The 15,896-nt window shown below is 40.7% G+C and carries 20 protein-coding genes; 5 read left to right on the top strand and 15 right to left on the bottom strand.

The window, feature by feature from the left end; genetic code table 11:
* Positions 1-42 precede the first annotated feature (42 nt).
* The 4 genes from metG to MK385_RS01690 all read right to left on the bottom strand — a co-directional run bounded on the left by metG (position 43) and on the right by MK385_RS01690 (position 5,305).
* The gene (gene metG / locus MK385_RS01705; protein WP_268725118.1) at positions 43-2,040 is read right to left on the bottom strand and encodes a methionine--tRNA ligase; all 1,998 of its coding nucleotides are present in this window, start codon (positions 2,038-2,040) and stop codon (positions 43-45) included.
* 135 nt (positions 2,041-2,175) lie between these two features.
* Positions 2,176-3,435, bottom strand: coding sequence for an ABC transporter permease (locus MK385_RS01700; RefSeq protein WP_001180394.1), 1,260 nt, complete (start codon positions 3,433-3,435; stop codon positions 2,176-2,178).
* The gene (locus MK385_RS01695; protein ID WP_129313106.1) at positions 3,436-4,137 is read right to left on the bottom strand and encodes an ABC transporter ATP-binding protein; all 702 of its coding nucleotides are present in this window, start codon (positions 4,135-4,137) and stop codon (positions 3,436-3,438) included.
* Positions 4,121-5,305 carry an efflux RND transporter periplasmic adaptor subunit gene (locus MK385_RS01690; protein ID WP_129313108.1) on the bottom strand — a complete coding sequence of 395 codons (1,185 nt, stop codon included), beginning with the start codon at positions 5,303-5,305 and terminating at the stop codon, positions 4,121-4,123. The genes MK385_RS01695 and MK385_RS01690 overlap by 17 nt, the downstream gene beginning before the upstream one ends.
* Positions 5,306-5,571: 266 nt before the next feature.
* On the opposite strand from MK385_RS01690, the gene gor reads away from it, so the two are divergent.
* From gor to MK385_RS01675, 3 genes are all read left to right on the top strand, one after another.
* Positions 5,572-6,918, top strand: a complete 1,347-nt coding sequence (gene gor / locus MK385_RS01685; protein WP_268725117.1) for a glutathione-disulfide reductase — start codon at positions 5,572-5,574, stop codon at positions 6,916-6,918.
* Between the two features lie 143 nt (positions 6,919-7,061).
* Positions 7,062-7,598, top strand: a complete 537-nt coding sequence (locus MK385_RS01680) for a biotin transporter BioY (protein WP_268725116.1) — start codon at positions 7,062-7,064, stop codon at positions 7,596-7,598.
* Between the two features lie 392 nt (positions 7,599-7,990).
* Complete coding sequence (locus tag MK385_RS01675) at positions 7,991-8,548, top strand: TetR/AcrR family transcriptional regulator (protein WP_268725115.1); 558 nt, start codon at positions 7,991-7,993, stop codon at positions 8,546-8,548.
* Between the two features lie 33 nt (positions 8,549-8,581).
* Here the strand turns inward: MK385_RS01675 and MK385_RS01670 are convergent, their stop codons facing one another.
* On the bottom strand, positions 8,582-8,800 hold the full coding sequence (locus MK385_RS01670) for a YdbC family protein (RefSeq protein ID WP_000807419.1): 219 nt from the start codon (positions 8,798-8,800) through the stop codon (positions 8,582-8,584).
* 103 nt (positions 8,801-8,903) lie between these two features.
* Between MK385_RS01670 and MK385_RS01665 the strand changes: the two genes are divergently transcribed.
* The gene (locus MK385_RS01665) at positions 8,904-9,224 is read left to right on the top strand and encodes a eukaryotic translation initiation factor 4 gamma (RefSeq protein ID WP_125441097.1); all 321 of its coding nucleotides are present in this window, start codon (positions 8,904-8,906) and stop codon (positions 9,222-9,224) included.
* Between the two features lie 27 nt (positions 9,225-9,251).
* On the opposite strand, the gene MK385_RS01660 is transcribed toward MK385_RS01665, so the two are convergent.
* The 9 genes from MK385_RS01660 to rpsP form a co-directional block, all read right to left on the bottom strand.
* Positions 9,252-9,590 (bottom strand): ATP cone domain-containing protein, encoded by a 339-nt coding sequence (locus MK385_RS01660; protein ID WP_001196045.1) that lies wholly within the window; start codon positions 9,588-9,590, stop codon positions 9,252-9,254.
* Positions 9,591-9,601: 11 nt separating this feature from the next.
* Positions 9,602-10,321 carry a tRNA (guanosine(37)-N1)-methyltransferase TrmD gene (gene trmD, locus MK385_RS01655; protein ID WP_129313162.1) on the bottom strand — a complete coding sequence of 240 codons (720 nt, stop codon included), beginning with the start codon at positions 10,319-10,321 and terminating at the stop codon, positions 9,602-9,604.
* Entirely contained in the window at positions 10,311-10,829 is a 519-nt protein-coding gene (gene rimM, locus MK385_RS01650; RefSeq protein WP_129313114.1) for a ribosome maturation factor RimM, read from the bottom strand. The genes trmD and rimM overlap by 11 nt, the downstream gene beginning before the upstream one ends.
* Positions 10,830-10,904: 75 nt before the next feature.
* Complete coding sequence (locus tag MK385_RS01645; protein ID WP_268725114.1) at positions 10,905-11,762, bottom strand: alpha/beta fold hydrolase; 858 nt, start codon at positions 11,760-11,762, stop codon at positions 10,905-10,907.
* 149 nt (positions 11,763-11,911) lie between these two features.
* A complete protein-coding gene (locus MK385_RS01640) occupies positions 11,912-12,814 on the bottom strand; it encodes a DMT family transporter (RefSeq protein WP_268725113.1) in 903 nt (300 codons plus the stop codon).
* Between the two features lie 117 nt (positions 12,815-12,931).
* A complete protein-coding gene (locus MK385_RS01635; RefSeq protein ID WP_049485065.1) occupies positions 12,932-13,495 on the bottom strand; it encodes a putative immunity protein in 564 nt (187 codons plus the stop codon).
* 74 nt (positions 13,496-13,569) lie between these two features.
* Positions 13,570-13,905: a MazG nucleotide pyrophosphohydrolase domain-containing protein gene (locus tag MK385_RS01630; protein WP_049485066.1), complete on the bottom strand. Its 336-nt coding sequence runs from the start codon at positions 13,903-13,905 to the stop codon at positions 13,570-13,572.
* 45 nt (positions 13,906-13,950) lie between these two features.
* Entirely contained in the window at positions 13,951-14,190 is a 240-nt protein-coding gene (gene kphA, locus MK385_RS01625) for an RNA-binding protein KphA (protein ID WP_000379617.1), read from the bottom strand.
* A 19-nt stretch (positions 14,191-14,209) separates the two neighbouring features.
* On the bottom strand, positions 14,210-14,482 hold the full coding sequence (rpsP, locus tag MK385_RS01620; protein WP_000268760.1) for a 30S ribosomal protein S16: 273 nt from the start codon (positions 14,480-14,482) through the stop codon (positions 14,210-14,212).
* Between the two features lie 216 nt (positions 14,483-14,698).
* Here rpsP and MK385_RS01615 point away from each other — a divergent pair, with 216 nt between their 5' ends.
* Positions 14,699-15,505 (top strand): peptidylprolyl isomerase, encoded by an 807-nt coding sequence (locus tag MK385_RS01615; protein ID WP_268725112.1) that lies wholly within the window; start codon positions 14,699-14,701, stop codon positions 15,503-15,505.
* A gap of 132 nt (positions 15,506-15,637) precedes the next feature.
* Here the strand turns inward: MK385_RS01615 and MK385_RS01610 are convergent.
* A partial coding sequence (locus tag MK385_RS01610; RefSeq protein ID WP_268725111.1) for an LPXTG cell wall anchor domain-containing protein occupies positions 15,638-15,896 on the bottom strand: 259 nt, incomplete at its 5' end.

Here is a 15,896-nt window from a genome sequence, read left to right as displayed (position 1 = left end):
TTTCTATGTTAAAAATAGAAAACTGTTTTTATCTTTAAATTTTTATCCAATCACACTTCCGTTTGGTACAGCTGGATCAACTGTGAGAAGGGTTAATTGTCCATCATGTTCAGCTGAGAGAATCATCCCTTGGCTGACATATTTTTTCATCATCTTGCGTGGTTTGAGGTTGGCAACGATTTGGACTTTCTTGCCGACCAATTCTTGTTCGTTTGGATAGTATTTGGCAATTCCTGAGAGGATTTGACGATCTTCACCATCACCAACATCTAGACGGAATTGGAGCAACTTATCAGAACCTTCCACTTTAGAAACTTCTTTGACTTCTGCGACACGGATTTCAACCTTATCAAAGTCTTCAAACTTGATTTCATCCTTGTTGAGTTTGAGTTCAACTTCATCTGGATTCCATTCTTTTTCAACTGCTGGTTTGTTGCCTTCCATTTGTTCCTTGATATAGGCGATTTCTTCTTCCATATCCAGACGTGGGAAGATTGGTGTCCCTTTGGAAACTACAGTCACATCTGCTGGGAAGTCAGCCAAACTCAAGTTCTCAAGGCTAGAAACTTCTGCGAGACCAAGCTGAGTCAAGACTGCGCGACTGGTTTCCATCATAAACGGTTCAATCAAGTGAGCAACGACACGAAGGCTAGCTGCCAAGTGGCTCATAACACTTGCCAATTGATCACGAAGTGCTTCATCCTTAGCCAAGACCCATGGGGCTGTCTCATCGATGTATTTGTTAGTACGAGAGATAAGTGTCCAGACTGCTTCTAAAGCACGTGGGTAGTCAACTGCCTCCATGTGTGAATGGTAGTCTGCGATTGATTGTTCTGCAACCTCAGCAAGAGCATTATCAAACTCTGTTACACCCTCTACATAGGCAGGAATTTGACCATCAAAGTACTTGTTGATCATGGAAACCGTACGGTTAAGGAGGTTTCCTAGGTCATTTGCCAATTCATAGTTGATACGGCCTACATAGTCCTCAGGAGTGAAGGTTCCGTCTGAACCAACTGGAAGGCTACGCATGAGGTAGTAACGAAGTGGATCGAGACCATAGCGTTCTACTAACATTTCAGGATAAACGACATTCCCTTTAGACTTAGACATCTTGCCGTCTTTCATGACAAACCAACCATGAGCAATCAAACGTTCTGGCAACTTGATATCGAGCATCATGAGCAAGATTGGCCAGTAGATTGAATGGAAACGGAGAATATCTTTTCCGACCATGTGGAAGACTGTTCCGTTCCAGAACTTGTCAAAGTTAGCATGATCGTCTTGACCATAACCAAGAGCAGTCGCATAGTTGAGAAGGGCATCGATCCAAACATAGACAACGTGTTTTGGATTAGATGGTACTGGCACACCCCAGGTAAAGGTTGTACGAGACACTGCCAAATCTTCCAAACCTGGCTCAATGAAATTACGTAACATTTCATTAAGACGACCATCTGGAGTGATGAAATCAGGGTGCGATTTGAAAAATTCAACCAAACGGTCTTGGTATTTGCTGAGGCGAAGGAAATAAGACTCTTCTGAAACCCATTCCACTTCATGTCCTGATGGAGCGATACCGCCCGTCACATTTCCAGATTCATCACGAAAGACTTCCGCAAGCTGGCTTTCTGTAAAGAATTCTTCATCTGAGACTGAATACCAACCAGAGTATTCTCCCAAGTAGATGTCATCTTGAGCAAGCAAACGTTCAAAGACTTGAGCCACCACTTTTTCATGGTAATCGTCTGTGGTACGGATAAATTTATCATATGAGATATCCAGTAATTGCCAGAGTTCTTTAACTCCAACTACCATGCCATCAACATAGGCTTGTGGTGTAATCCCAGCTTCTTCTGCTTTTTGTTGAATCTTTTGGCCATGCTCATCAAGACCAGTCAGATAAAAGACATCGTAGCCCATAAGGCGTTTGTAACGTGCTAAGACATCACAGGCGATAGTTGTGTAGGCAGAACCGATATGAAGTTTACCAGATGGATAGTAAATCGGTGTTGTAATATAAAAATTCTTTTCAGACATATTTTTTCCTTTCCAGGCAAATGAAACCTGTTTTTCTAACACTTCATTATATCATATTTTTAGTGATTTTCGATAGAGAAATTCATACAAAAACAAGACAGACAAATGTCCATCTTGTTTTTTCTGTTCTATATCTTATTCATAGCGAAGGGCTTCTATCGGATCAAGCTTAGAGGCTTTATTGGCTGGTAAGACACCAAATATCATACCAACGCTAGCTGATACAGCCAAGCTAAAGAGAGCGATTGGGAGGGAAACCCCAACTTCGATACCTGCAATCATGTTTTGAAGCAATACTCCGGCTAACATGGTCATTCCAGCAGCAATCCCAAGACCGATGACACCACCTAGCAAAGTCAAAATCATGGATTCAATCAAAAACTGAACTAAGATATTAGCTCGCGTAGCTCCGAGAGCTTTCCGCAGACCAATCTCACGCGTGCGTTCTGTTACCGAAACCAGCATGATATTCATAACACCAGTTCCCCCGACAAAGAGAGAGATTCCTGCGATGGCACTGATAACAGTGGTCATAAAACCAAATAGTTGTTGTACTTCTTGGAAGGCGGCAGTTGCGTCTGCAACTTGGTACTCCCCTTGTTGAAGACCTGCAATCTCAGTCAGTTTTCGAGCCAACTCTGGACCCAAGGTCTGCGTTAGACTAGTATCATTGACACGAAAGACGATGTTCGAGATTTCATCAGTATTAAAATTGGCTGCGAGAGAGATATTGGTCGTAATTGGAAGACCACCAATCCCAAAGGCTTTAGCAGTTTTAGCTTCATTGCTAGTATAAACGCCAATCACACGGTAACTAAATTCATTGACAGAGATGACTTGATTAACCGCAGCTTCTGGACTATCAAACAAACTCTTGGCTAGTTCTTCATCCAACAAAATCACACTGGCAAATTCCTTGTAGTCTTGCGGTCTCAGACTTCTACCCGCAACGATTTCATTTTCAACTGCGTTCATGTAGGTGCTATTTCCGCCTGTCAGAGTCGCTCGTTCAACCTTCTTATCCTTATAAGATAGGGTAACGTTGGTCGAGTTGGTGACATAGTAACTGTCTACTCCTTTGAGTTTAGCAGCCTCCTTGACCCAAGACTCCAGTGGTTTTGGTGGTTCAACATGAACATCCTCTTCTTTCCCACTGACTGTCAAAGCGGATTGTTTCTGCGTAAAGGAGCCGTCCTTGCTTTTGATAGGAGAGAAAAAGACATGGATATCCTTTTGTGATTTGGTCATGTTTTTATTGACCTGACGAGACATGGAGTCTCCCAGTGCCATGATGACGACGACAGACGAAACTCCGATGATAATCCCGATCATGGTCAGGAAGGAACGCATCTTGTGGGCCATAATGGATGAAAAGGCAAATTTCAGATTCTGCATCTAGTTTTCCTCCTTTTCTACCTGAGCACTGTCTGATGAGATAACCCCATCACGAATGACAATTTGGCGTTTGGCATAGGCGGCAATCTCAGGCTCATGCGTGACCATGATAATGGTCTTCCCTTCCTTGTTTAACTCCACCAACAGTTGCATGATTTGATTTCCTGTCTTGGTATCCAAGGCTCCTGTGGGTTCGTCTGCTAGGATGATAGAGGGATTATTTACCAAGGCACGCGCAATCGCTACACGTTGCTTTTGACCACCTGATAACTCGGAAGGCAAATGCTGATTGCGCTCCGTTAGCTCAACCTTTTCCAGAAATTCCTCAGCCAATTTTCGACGTTTTGAAGCTGAAACTCCAGCGTAAATCAAGGGCAATTCGACGTTTTGAAGTGCATTGAGTTTGGACAAGAGAAAGAACTGCTGAAATACAAAGCCGATTTGCTGGTTGCGGACCTTGGCAAGCTGTTTCTCTCCAAGACCTGCAACTTCTTGCCCTTCAAGGTAGTACTCTCCACTGGTTGGTGTATCCAACATTCCGATGGTATTCATCAAAGTGGACTTACCAGAACCGGACGGTCCCATAATGGCGACAAACTCACCTTCTTGAACTTCTAAGTTAATATTTTTTAGGACCTGCAGTTCTTGGTCACCATTTCGATAACTCCTGCAGATATTTTTGAGACTAATTAGTTTCTTCATCAGCCTTCACCTCTTTTCCTTCTTCCAAGGAAGATGTTGGATTACTGATGACCTTGGCACCGTCTGTCAAACCTGAAGTAATTTCTTGGTTGTCTGCGTCCGCATTCCCCAAAGTAACTTCTACCTTCTTCGCTTTTTTCTGGTCGTCTAAAAGCCAGACATAGTTTTTGTCATTTTCGGTAACAACACTGGTTAAAGGAACAAGGATGGCTTTACTTTTGTTTTTGACTTCAACACTGACTGAGAAGCCTTGTTTCAACTCACCGATATCGCTAGTCACATCAACAGTATAAGGGTACTTAGATCCAGTATTTCCTCCAAGGGCTGCATTTGCTGCTTCTCCGTTGTTTTTAGGATAATCAGAAATATAGCTGATTTTTCCTGTCCAGCTCTTATCTTGATAAACCTTCGAAGTAAAGGTAACTTCTTGCCCAACAGAAAGATTAGCAAGGTTGTATTCAGACAACTCCCCTTTGACTTGCAAGTTTTCATTACTTACAACATGTACTACCACTTGGCTATTACCTGTTGGCGATTTGGAAACATTACGATTAACTTCAACTACAGTCCCTTCTAGTGTACTGAGGACAGTTGCAGCATCTAGCTGAGCTTGAGCCTTGTTAAGCTGAGCCACAGCATCTGCACGGTTATCCTTGGCATCACTTATTTGAGAATCAATAGAAGATACGGAAGAAGTCGCTGCTTGCGCTTGTTCTGGGAGTCCAGCTTCTGTTGGAACCTGTGGAGAAGCTGGTGCAGCTGATGCATTCTCACGAGCTTTGTTTAACTCCTCGATATGACGGTCTGCTTTTGCAACTGCACGATCAGCTGCATCATAGGCAGCTTGAGCATCTGCACTGCTGTATTTGACCAACGCTTGCCCTTCTTCGACCTTGTCCCCAACCGAAACGAGAATTTCATCTAAATCTCCCTTACTAGCATCAAAATAAACGTATTGTTCATTTTTTGCTGTAACCGTACCTGATAAGAGAACCGATGAAGCAACTGAACCTTCCTTAGCAGTAACGATATGAGATGTTTCCTCCTTGACTGCTGACTGAGAAGGTTGTCTAAAAATCAAAATCCCCGCAGCACCGATAACAATAGCACTGGCAACACCAATTGCTGTGTATAATTGCCATTTTTTTGCCTTCTTATTTCTTTTCATTTTCAAGCTCCTTTATATTTTTGCCTTACAAAAACCATTATATCAGAAACACCAAGCCCAAACAATAACAGTTCAGATGGAAACAATGACAATTCAGGATCATCATTTCGTTCGGTATTCATTTATTGGATTATTGTGCTAGATATATAATACAATATCTTTTGGAATTTGGCAAGCGTTTTTATAATTTTTTTATCGTAGCAGATTTTTGCATTCAAAAAATAAAAACGATAGAATATGACTATCAAAGCTATAAGGAGTTTTCTATGAGAGAATATGATATCATCGCCATCGGTGGAGGAAGCGGTGGCATTGCCACTATGAACCGCGCTGGCGAACACGGTGCTAAAGCAGCTGTTATCGAAGAGAAAAAATTAGGTGGAACCTGCGTCAATGTCGGCTGTGTTCCTAAAAAAATCATGTGGTATGGAGCGCAAATCGCTGAAAGCCTCCACCACTACGGCCCTGACTACGGTTTTACAAGTTCAGATGTTCAATTTGATTTCGCAAAACTTCGTCAAAACCGTGAAGCCTACATCGACCGTGCTCGCTCATCTTATGATGGAAGTTTCAAGCGTAACGGCGTTGATTTGATTGAAGGCCGTGCTCATTTTGTTGATTCCCACACCGTCAGCGTTAATGGTGAATTGATTCGTGCCAAACATATCGTGATTGCGACTGGTGCTCGCCCAAGCATCCCAACTATTCCTGGAGCTGAACTCGGTGGTAGTTCAGACGATGTCTTTGCTTGGGAACAACTTCCTGAATCTGTTGCGATTCTTGGAGCTGGCTATATCGCCGTTGAATTAGCAGGTGTTCTCCACGCGCTAGGAGTAAAAACGGATTTGTTTGTCCGTCGTGATCGTCCCTTGCGTAGTTTTGACAGCTACATCGTTGAAGGACTTGTCAATGAAATGGAAAAAACAGGTCTACCTTTGCACACACACAAGGTACCCGTCAAGCTCGAAGAAACGGATCAAGGTATTACTATTCATTTCGAAGACGGTTCTAGTCACACTGCTAGCCAAGTTATTTGGGCTACCGGTCGCCGTCCAAATGTAGACGGTCTGGAGTTAGAAAAGGCTGGAGTTACACTCAACCAACGTGGATTTATCCAAGTGGATGAGTATCAAAATACAGTTGTAGATGGCATCTATGCTCTTGGAGACGTTACTGGTGAGAAGGAACTAACCCCAGTAGCCATCAAGGCAGGACGTACCCTATCTGAACGCCTCTTCAACGGGAAAACAAATGCTAAGATGGACTACACGACTATTCCTACTGTTGTCTTCTCCCACCCAGCAATCGGAACCGTTGGTTTAACTGAGGATCAAGCTATCAAAGAATACGGCCAAGATAACATCAAAATCTACAAGTCAAGCTTTGCATCTATGTACTCAGCCGTTACAAACCATCGTCAAGAATCGCGCTTCAAACTTATCACTGCCGGTGCTGACGAAAAAGTTGTTGGACTTCACGGACTTGGTTACGGAGTGGATGAGATGATTCAAGGATTCGCTGTTGCCATCAAGATGGGAGCAACCAAGGCAGACTTTGATGCTACAGTAGCTATCCACCCAACTGCCTCAGAAGAATTTGTGACCATGCGCTAATTATCGTAAGAGACCTCTTGAGGTCTCTTTTTACTTGCAAAATCGGCTGATACAAAATTGTTACCTTGTTATAAAAAATAGGTTGACTTTTTCTTCTGAATTAGTATAATAGTTACTATATTTTTGAAAAGAGGTTAACAGTTTTGAAAAAAGCTCATATCTACGCTATCCCTGCTATCGGTGCTGCTCTCATCGCCGTTTTAGCACAAATCAGTCTCCCTATCGGTCCTGTCCCCTTCACTCTACAAAACTTTGCGATCGGTCTGATTGCTACTGTTTTTAGACCCAGAGAAGCCGTCCTATCTGTAGCTCTCTATCTCCTACTGGGTGCCATTGGTTTACCTGTTTTTGCAGGGGGAGGAGCTGGATTTCACGTTTTAGTCGGCCCAAGTGCAGGCTATCTTTGGTTCGACCTTGTCTATGCTGGACTTACATCTTATCTCATCCATCAAAATAGTGGCTACATTCGCATTTTCCTAGCCAACCTCTTGGGTGACTCCCTCGTCTTTGTCGGAGGTATTCTCAGCCTCCACTTCCTTGCCGGGATGCCATTCGATAAGGCGCTAGCTGTCGGTGTCCTTCCCTTTATCCTCCCTGATCTTGGTAAGATTATTGCCATTAGTTTCATTAGTCGTCCCCTACTCAAACGATTGAAAAGCCTTCCATATTTTTCAAGATAAAAGAATAGTCCAGAACAATTGTTCTGGACTATTTCCTTTCTAAGAATCAACTGTACACTATTTAGCTACTTGACTATTCTTATACCAGTATGAATATTAATCGTTTTATTCTTCAAATTATAGTTATTCACGATATGCAAAGTAGAAAAGTATTCTAATTGATTCAAACCAAATAAGCTTCCATTGATTTTGGATGCTTAGCAATTGTATACTTTTCAGAAAACGCATTTTCAATGATTGAGCTATATTTTATAAATTATTTGTGATACAATAGAGCTACCTAAAAGATTCAGAAAATTTAATGTTCATTGATTGTTTATATTAACTTGAACATTCTGATTTTTCTTCATTCAAAAATAACTCTAAATAATTATAAGTAGAAAGGTAATTCTATGGCAAAGAATACTCGTGAGCTAATCATTAGAGCTCTCATCACACTAGCTAAGAAAAATCCTCAGCGTAGTTCCTTTACAATGACTGAAATTGCTGCTGAAGCTGGTATTTCACGACAAGCGATTTATCAAAAGCATTTTAACAACTTTGAAGATATTATTGAATACATTCACGAAGAGACCAATCAGCACATTTTTAACGTCTTTAATAAGTACTGCCCTAGCAATGATGGAGATCCTATCAGCTTTTTAGCAGACCATATACTTCCTCTCATATACGAAAAAAGGGAAGTTGTTAACACCTTGTATACCACACAAGTCGACCCATGTTGGAAGGAATTTCTTCGTGGAACATACTCTGAATGGGTCCTCAAGAATGTCAATTACCAACTGAAATATAATTTTAATAAAGAGGACATCGCTTATATCATTACGACCATGGCAATCTCTTTCATTGAAGTCTGGATTCGTAAAGATAATCCAATCACCCCTGAAGAGTATAGAGAGACTTTCATTCAATTGTCTAAAACTTCTCTCTGTGACTATATTGTGTCATAAAAAAAGAATCTTGAGTTGCACTCAAGATTCTTTTTATTGTCCCCCTTTAAAGGCATCGACCATTACCTGAAATTCTTCATTGGAAAGCGTGATTCCTTTGCCCATTTTAGTATGGTCAGGACTCCAAGAACGAATATCAAACTTTGCTGGTGCTCCATTAAAGCTAACGCGATTTAGTTCTTTTGTCCATCCTTTGTCATTTTCAGACAAGGTGAGCAAGTGTTCTTCGATCTCAAATGTAAATTCTGCCATTTTAACTCCTTTATGTGATATGCTTTCTATAATCTATTCGTAAAAATCTTGTGGTTTTTAAGAAAATTTTATATAATGTGGATATATAAGAAGGGAGGATTCTATGAGACAGACATTCAAACTAGTTCTAGATAAACTACATGGTTTTCTCAATGGGAATGATGATCATTCTCAAATCGAGGACAACTCCCTAACTGCTATGATTGAACAAGCCATCCAGAAAAAGTCGGCTATTCATGTCATACTTGCTGAGACAAGTTTTACGGGTGATATTGTTAAACACGATGCTAATCGCCAACAAATTATCGTCAAAAATTTTTCAAAAAACGTGACCCGAATCATTCGTATCAGTGATATTAAACGACTTCGTTTTGTTCCCTCAACTGTACAAAAAGCTCAGAAAAGCCTATTTAAGAAAGAGTGAGATGTTCTTTGCATCCCACTCTTTTTCTTAACGGATTTGTTCAAAATGAAGGTGAACTGCGATATGGTCGCCATAACCACTTCTCTCCAAATCGCGTTGCAAGCGATAAGAGATATAGTGTTCTGCAATGGTAATGTAACCAGCTCCAAGTAAGCGGTGCTCGACCATTGATTGGATCATGCTGATAGTAGCACGTTCTACTTTTGCCTCTTCCAAGTCCAAAACGACTTTTTTAGTAACTTGCGCTAAGTTTTGACGCAGGTCATCGGTCAAAACATAAACTGTTTGAGCTGCTTTTAGGACAGCTTGGTAAATTTTATCTGGATCAAATTCAGCAATTTCTCCATTACGTTTGATTACTTGCATAAGGTTCTCCTTTATTCTTTGTTTTCTCTGATTTCAGCCAGCATCTTTTCTTCTTCGGCTGTTAGTTGATAGTTTTCTAGCAGGTCAGGTCTTCGCTTGTAGGTTTTCTTTAGACTCTCATACAGTCGCCACTGGCGAATCTTTTCATGGTGCCCACTCATGAGAACATCTGGAACGACCATACCTCGATAGTCATAAGGGCGTGTATACTGAGGATATTCGAGAAGACCTGAAGAAAAGCTATCATCCTGGTGACTGGACTCCTTACCAATCACTTCTGGTATCAAGCGCACGGTCGCATCAATCATGGTCATGGCCGCCAATTCACCACCAGTCAAAACATAGTCTCCTAGGGAAATTTCATCGGTTACCAAGGTTTTGATGCGCTCGTCATACCCTTCATAGTGACCACAGATAAAGATCAGTTCCTCTTCCTGAGCCAAATCCTCAGCGTAAGCTTGATCGAACTGTTTCCCAGCAGGATCAAGAAGAATGACACGGGGATTTTTCTTTTCAATAGCATCAAAGGCATCGAAAATAGGTTGGGCACGGAGCAACATTCCTTGACCGCCTCCGTAGGGCTCATCGTCAACATGACGGGCTTTTTCAGCGTATTCTCTGAAATTATGGTACTGGATATCCAAGAGCCCTTTTTCTCGAGCCTTTCCAACAATCGAGTGCTCCAGCGGAGAAAACATCTCCGGAAAGAGGGTTAAAATATCAATCTTCATCATCTAACCCTTCTAAGATTTCCACTTCGACCCGCTTGTTTAGAATATCAACATTGAGAACTACTGGCGGAATGTAAGGTAAAAGCAAATCTCGCTTACCTTTTCGCTTTACCACCCAGACATCATTGGCTCCTGGTTGCAGAATTTCCTTGATAGTCCCTATCAAGTTATCTCCCTCGTAAACATCCAAACCGATAATTTCATGATAGTAGAATTCACCATCATTTAAATCGTTCAAATCTTCCTCAGCAACCTTGAGATTATAACCCTTGTACTTTTCAATCGCATTGATATGGTACATGTCTTTGAATTTGATAATGTCAAAATTCTTATGTTTACGGTGACTTGCGATGGTCACTGTTTGGACAAACTGATCTTTTTCATCAAATAAAGCCAGCTCTGCCCCTTTTTTAAACCGTTCTTCAGCAAAATCCGTCACAGACAAGACTCGCATCTCACCCTGTAGACCCTGCGTATTGACGATTTTTCCAACATTAAAGTAGTTCATCTTGTCTCCTGTATCTATTTCTATCCTTTATTTTATCACGTTCCAGGGATTTTCACAAGTTGGATAGGTTCTATCTTACAAGGCTACTACTTCTTCAAAAAAATCACCAACTATCTGATTAAACTCTTTAGGGTGGTCATTCATCGGTTGGTGTTTGCTGTCTGAAATCGTTACTTGACGCGCATTGGGATTTAGAGCAATAATCCCATCATAGATTATTTTTAGGTGTTTGGGGAAATCATTTTCTCCTCTTACTAATAGCATGGGAGGATTTTCTTTATATCCTTCTATCTCATGGACTGCCAAGAACCCTGTGATTCCAAGGTTCAAGAAAACATCTCGCCCAGTTTCTATAATGGCAGTCTTGACCAATTCTCTTGTGATAGGATTATCTGTACACATTTTTGAGTTCTTATCTGCAATCACTTTCCAAGGAATCGTTTTGTACATAAGAGAACTATATTTGATTCGACCTCTTTCTTTCTCTGATAAGTATCGATGCTGTCCCCAACTATCTACCATGACCAAGGCTAGGACTCTTTCTGGATGGCGATAGGTATACTCTTGAAGTGGATTTCCTCCCCAAGAATGACCAACCAATATCACCTTATCCAGCTTAAAATAGGACAAAATGGCATCTACATCTTGAATAGCGCCTTCTAAGTCGGGTAGCCCAACTTTCATAGGTGATTCACCCTGCCCTCTAACATTTACAAAGTAAAGGTCAAATCCATCAAAAGCATTATACTGGTGGGCCCACATCTGACTGCGTCCACAAGCTCCATGATAAAAAATAATATGTCCTTTACTTGCGCTTCCAGGACGATGATAAACAACCAAATCACAATCTAATACTGGTATAATGTGACGTTCCAAAGTCTCGGGTTCACTGTTATAAAAAGCAATAGCTTCAGCAATATCATTTGGCTTCATTACTACATTCGCTCCTCTTTATCCTGATATCATTCTTTGTATCTATTTTATCATGCTATATTAAAATCATGGTTTTCTAAACTTGATTTCATTAAAAATTTTGAATTTTCTGCATCATTTAGGTAAAGAAAAAGACTGCTAAGCAATCTTTACTTTTTTCTCATCAGATTCATGCCTAAGATTCCAGCAATAATCAAAGTTGCTCCTATCACATGGTAGCTATAAATTGATTCGTGGAGGATAAGAGCTCCAGCTAGAATGGTCAAAACTGTTCCAAGATTGCCAAAGACACTGACGGTTGATGCGCCGAGGCGAACGATAGCATAGATAGAAAGACTACCAGTCACGATAGATGCTAAAATTCCCAAATAGAGGATGGAAAGCAGATAGGGTACCTGTCCAAGTGGCGCAAAGTAAGCTAATATGTTCCCCTCTAGATAGTGAGAGGTCAGACTCAACGTATTAAAGGTGACGAAGCCAACAAATATCACAACAACTGTCATATCCATAGCCCGATAGCGACCTCCTTTAGCCTTGCTGAGGATATTGTTTATCGCATTGGCGAGAACAGATCCCAACATCAAGAGAAAGCCCAAGCTAGCAGTTTCAGTGCTAAAGTTCGCTCCTTTGCTAAGGAAGATGAAAACTACTCCTGCTACGGATAAAATTAAAAAGAACTTTTGTAGCAAACTTGTCTTCTCCTTGAGAAAAACCGATGCCAAAAGGAGCGTAAAAATCGGGACAAGAGCCTGTAAAATTCCCGCTTCAGAAGACGATATATACTGTAAAGCAAAGGATTGGAAAATAAAAAAGAGGATTGGATAGAAAAGACTCATAGGCAGAATAGAAAGAATATCTTTTCTGCTTAAACTCACATTGATAAGTTTTGTTTGATGAAGGATGACCAATACCAGAGCAGCGATTGTATAGCGATGCGCTAAGTTGGTGAGAGGACTGGCATAGCTTAAAGCAATCTTTGTAAATAAAAAAGAAAAACCAATGATGGCTGAAAAAGATAAGGCTGCTAGGTAAGCTTTTGTTTTCTCGTTCATAGAATGTTACTCCCTTTAAAAATAGCTATTCTCAAGATTGATTGGCTAGAATTCTTTGAGACTGCCTTTCCATTGTAGCATAGTAGAATCCTAGATGCTATTTCTAGGATTGGTATTTTATTCCTTCTTTAACCGTTTATCTATTACATTAGCTAAAAAGGATTCAGCCAGTCTGATCTGCTTTTCTCGTTCTTTTCTTACAAGTTCTAGCTTATCTGCCTCTTGGAGATTCCTTACTTTGATAGCATAATCCGCGGAAACGATGGCGTGTCCTCTCATATGTGCTGTTGAAATAGCTTGTACAAAGACTCTGGCAGCGTACTTAGCGATTTGATTTTGGGCATTTTTAGAGAGGAGATTTGCTGCGAAACCTGCTTTTCTCAACTCATGAGATGAGAACTCATTTCTCAATCGTGCATCAAAAGCCTCATAAGTTTGCCGAATTATTTTATTTTTCTCACCTTCATCACCGATATCAATTAAAGATAAGAAATCTTGCGAGTTCTCTAATGCCCATCGAGCTAGTTCTTCCTGAGGAAGTCTATCCAGTATTTGTTCTAGCTCCAATCTTTTCTCAGAGTCATCCCAAATGGCAACTTTGTAAGGACTGGGTAGGTGATTCATTTTAGTCTTATAGGCAGTTCGTTCAAACTCATTCCATGCATAATCCTCTGGTTTCATTGCTTTCTCTATTCTTTCTTACTAGCTAGCGTAAGCTAGGAGAAACCTTTCATATTAGTGAAAAGAGATTACTCCTAGTTCTCTTGGAAGTTATCCAAAAATCCTTCCAAATCTTGTTTGTGCTGATACTTAATGGCTGCTTTTTTATCTTTATCAAAGATAGTTTTGGTTAGGTCAATATCGTTGATAGCCGCAATTGCGACAGTGTAGTGAATAATATCTGCCAGTTCTTTGGCTAGTTCCTCATTTGAGTCCTGGACACCCTCTTTTCGACCAGAGCGCCCATTCAAGACCTCGGCTACTTCTCCAACTTCCTCCACTAGCTTGATAAAGAGGCCTTCCTCAGTTCGAGATTGCTGGTAATGTTCGAGCAAGTAAGCTTGTAATTGTCTAAAGGTTAAATCCTTCATCTTCTCCTCCTCACAAAAAAAAGCGAGACTTCTGTCCCGCTTTCTTTATTTTTCATCGATAACGATTCTTACTTTTTTGTCTTCAGTTGGGACAGAGTAGACAATCGTTCTTATCGCTGAGATAGTGCGACCCTTACGACCGATAACACGACCGACATCGCTTTGGTCAAGATCCAAGTGATACTCCAAAAACTCTGGTGTATCTTCAATCTTGATAGTTAAGGCATCAGGTTGTGAAATCAAAGGTTTCACAATCGCAATAATGAGATTTTCAATCGTATCCATCTGTCAACCTACTTTAAACTTATTTTGAGAATTTAGAATCGTGGAATTTTTTCAATACGCCTTCTTTTGAAAGGATGTTGCGAACTGTATCTGAAGGTTGAGCTCCATCAGCCAACCATGCAAGAACGCGGTCTTCTTTCAAAGTTACTTGATTTTCAGCAACAAGTGGGTTGTAAGTTCCAACTGTTTCGATGAAACGTCCGTCACGTGGTGAACGTGAGTCTGCTACGTTGATACGGTAGAAAGGTTTTTTCTTAGAACCCATACGAGTCAAACGGATTTTAACTGCCATTTTTTAATGTCTCTTTTCTTATTTTTTATTTCGGTGAAATAGCTGAGCTATTTAGCACATGTTCTATTATAGCAGATTTTCGACAGGTGTCAAGAAAAAAACTTGACAGAGTTTTGATTTTTTTAACTACTAGAAATTTTTAGTAAAATCATTAACATTTGAAATCAAACTTCTTTTAAGGTACAATGGTAGAAATGAATTTTTGAGAGGTTAACAATGAAAAAACTAGCAACCCTTCTTTTACTATCAACTGTAGCCCTTGCTGGATGTACTAGTATCCAACGTGGTCTCCGTGGTGACGAGTATGTTGACTCCAGCATCTCAGCTGAAGAAAGCTCAAAAGCGGCTGCTCAGGCTGCCAAAGATTTGAATGACGCTTTGACCAATGAAAATGCCAACTTCCCTCAACTTTCTAAGGAAGTTGCTGAAGACGAAGCTGAGGTCATTTTACACACAAATCAAGGCGATATCCGCATCAAACTCTTTCCAAAACTAGCACCTCTTGCAGTTGAAAACTTCCTTACTCACGCTAAGGAAGGCTACTATAACGGCATCACCTTCCACCGTGTCATCGATGGCTTTATGGTCCAAACTGGAGATCCTAAGGGAGATGGTACAGGTGGCCAATCTATCTGGCATAATAAGGATAAAACGAAGGACAAAGGAACTGGTTTCAAAAATGAAATCTCTCCTTACCTATACAATATCCGAGGAGCCCTTGCTATGGCTAACACTGGTCAACCAAACACCAATGGTAGCCAGTTCTTCATCAACCAAAACTCAACAGATATTTCAGCTAAACTCCCTACAAGCAAGTATCCAAAGAAAATCATCGAAGCCTATAAAGAAGGTGGAAATCCAAGTCTAGACGGCAAACACCCTGTCTTTGGTCAAGTCATCGATGGCATGGATATTGTTGACAAGATTGCCAAGGCTGAAAAAGATGAGAAAGACAAACCAACGTCTGCTATCAGCATTGATAGTATCGAAGTGGTGAAAGACTACGACTTCAGTAAAAAATAAGCCATCAACAGTTGACAAAGAGCCTTTTTAAAATGTATTTTTCCCCTATATAACAACACAAAAGAGAGAATTTTTGTTCTCTCTTTTAAACTATTCAAATTGATCTGACTTTTGTTAACAAAGACAGTATGATTAGTCTTCCTCTCTTTTCTTTTGAGACAATGCAAATCCAGCCGATGCTAGTCCAATAAATGCAGCAAGTGATAAGAATGGAAGTTCCTCTGTACCAGTGTTTGGTAATTCTTTTTGAGGCTCACCATTTCTAAACTTGTTGATTGGGATAACTTTGTCTTCGATTGGTTGAGGTGGAAGTTGTGGTTGTGGTTTCGGATCTGGCTGTGGTTGTGGTTTTGGATCTGATTGTGGTTGTGGTTTCGGATCCGGTTGTGGT

This window comes from Streptococcus oralis (assembly GCF_026782125.1).
In the GTDB taxonomy this organism is placed as follows: domain Bacteria; phylum Bacillota; class Bacilli; order Lactobacillales; family Streptococcaceae; genus Streptococcus; species Streptococcus oralis_CE.
This window is presented reverse-complemented; position numbering and strand designations above follow the sequence as displayed.

Bases quoted from the DNA above. Each gene is read 5' to 3' on its own strand.
- MK385_RS01675 (WP_268725115.1), top strand. From the start codon at position 7,991: ATGGCAAAGAATACTCGTGAGCTAATCATTAGAGCTCTCATCACACTA.
- MK385_RS01700 (WP_001180394.1), bottom strand. From the start codon at position 3,435: ATGCAGAATCTGAAATTTGCCTTTTCATCCATTATGGCCCACAAGATG.
- MK385_RS01670 (WP_000807419.1), bottom strand. From the start codon at position 8,800: ATGGCAGAATTTACATTTGAGATCGAAGAACACTTGCTCACCTTGTCT.
- gor (WP_268725117.1), top strand. From the start codon at position 5,572: ATGAGAGAATATGATATCATCGCCATCGGTGGAGGAAGCGGTGGCATT.
- metG (WP_268725118.1), bottom strand. From the start codon at position 2,040: ATGTCTGAAAAGAATTTTTATATTACAACACCGATTTACTATCCATCT.
- kphA (WP_000379617.1), bottom strand. From the start codon at position 14,190: ATGGATACGATTGAAAATCTCATTATTGCGATTGTGAAACCTTTGATT.
- MK385_RS01640 (WP_268725113.1), bottom strand. From the start codon at position 12,814: ATGAACGAGAAAACAAAAGCTTACCTAGCAGCCTTATCTTTTTCAGCC.
- MK385_RS01630 (WP_049485066.1), bottom strand. From the start codon at position 13,905: ATGAAGGATTTAACCTTTAGACAATTACAAGCTTACTTGCTCGAACAT.
- MK385_RS01645 (WP_268725114.1), bottom strand. From the start codon at position 11,762: ATGAAGCCAAATGATATTGCTGAAGCTATTGCTTTTTATAACAGTGAA.
- rpsP (WP_000268760.1), bottom strand. From the start codon at position 14,482: ATGGCAGTTAAAATCCGTTTGACTCGTATGGGTTCTAAGAAAAAACCT.
- trmD (WP_129313162.1), bottom strand. From the start codon at position 10,321: ATGAAGATTGATATTTTAACCCTCTTTCCGGAGATGTTTTCTCCGCTG.
- MK385_RS01695 (WP_129313106.1), bottom strand. From the start codon at position 4,137: ATGAAGAAACTAATTAGTCTCAAAAATATCTGCAGGAGTTATCGAAAT.
- MK385_RS01660 (WP_001196045.1), bottom strand. From the start codon at position 9,590: ATGCAAGTAATCAAACGTAATGGAGAAATTGCTGAATTTGATCCAGAT.
- MK385_RS01690 (WP_129313108.1), bottom strand. From the start codon at position 5,305: ATGAAAAGAAATAAGAAGGCAAAAAAATGGCAATTATACACAGCAATT.
- MK385_RS01635 (WP_049485065.1), bottom strand. From the start codon at position 13,495: ATGAAACCAGAGGATTATGCATGGAATGAGTTTGAACGAACTGCCTAT.
- rimM (WP_129313114.1), bottom strand. From the start codon at position 10,829: ATGAACTACTTTAATGTTGGAAAAATCGTCAATACGCAGGGTCTACAG.
- MK385_RS01665 (WP_125441097.1), top strand. From the start codon at position 8,904: ATGAGACAGACATTCAAACTAGTTCTAGATAAACTACATGGTTTTCTC.
- MK385_RS01615 (WP_268725112.1), top strand. From the start codon at position 14,699: ATGAAAAAACTAGCAACCCTTCTTTTACTATCAACTGTAGCCCTTGCT.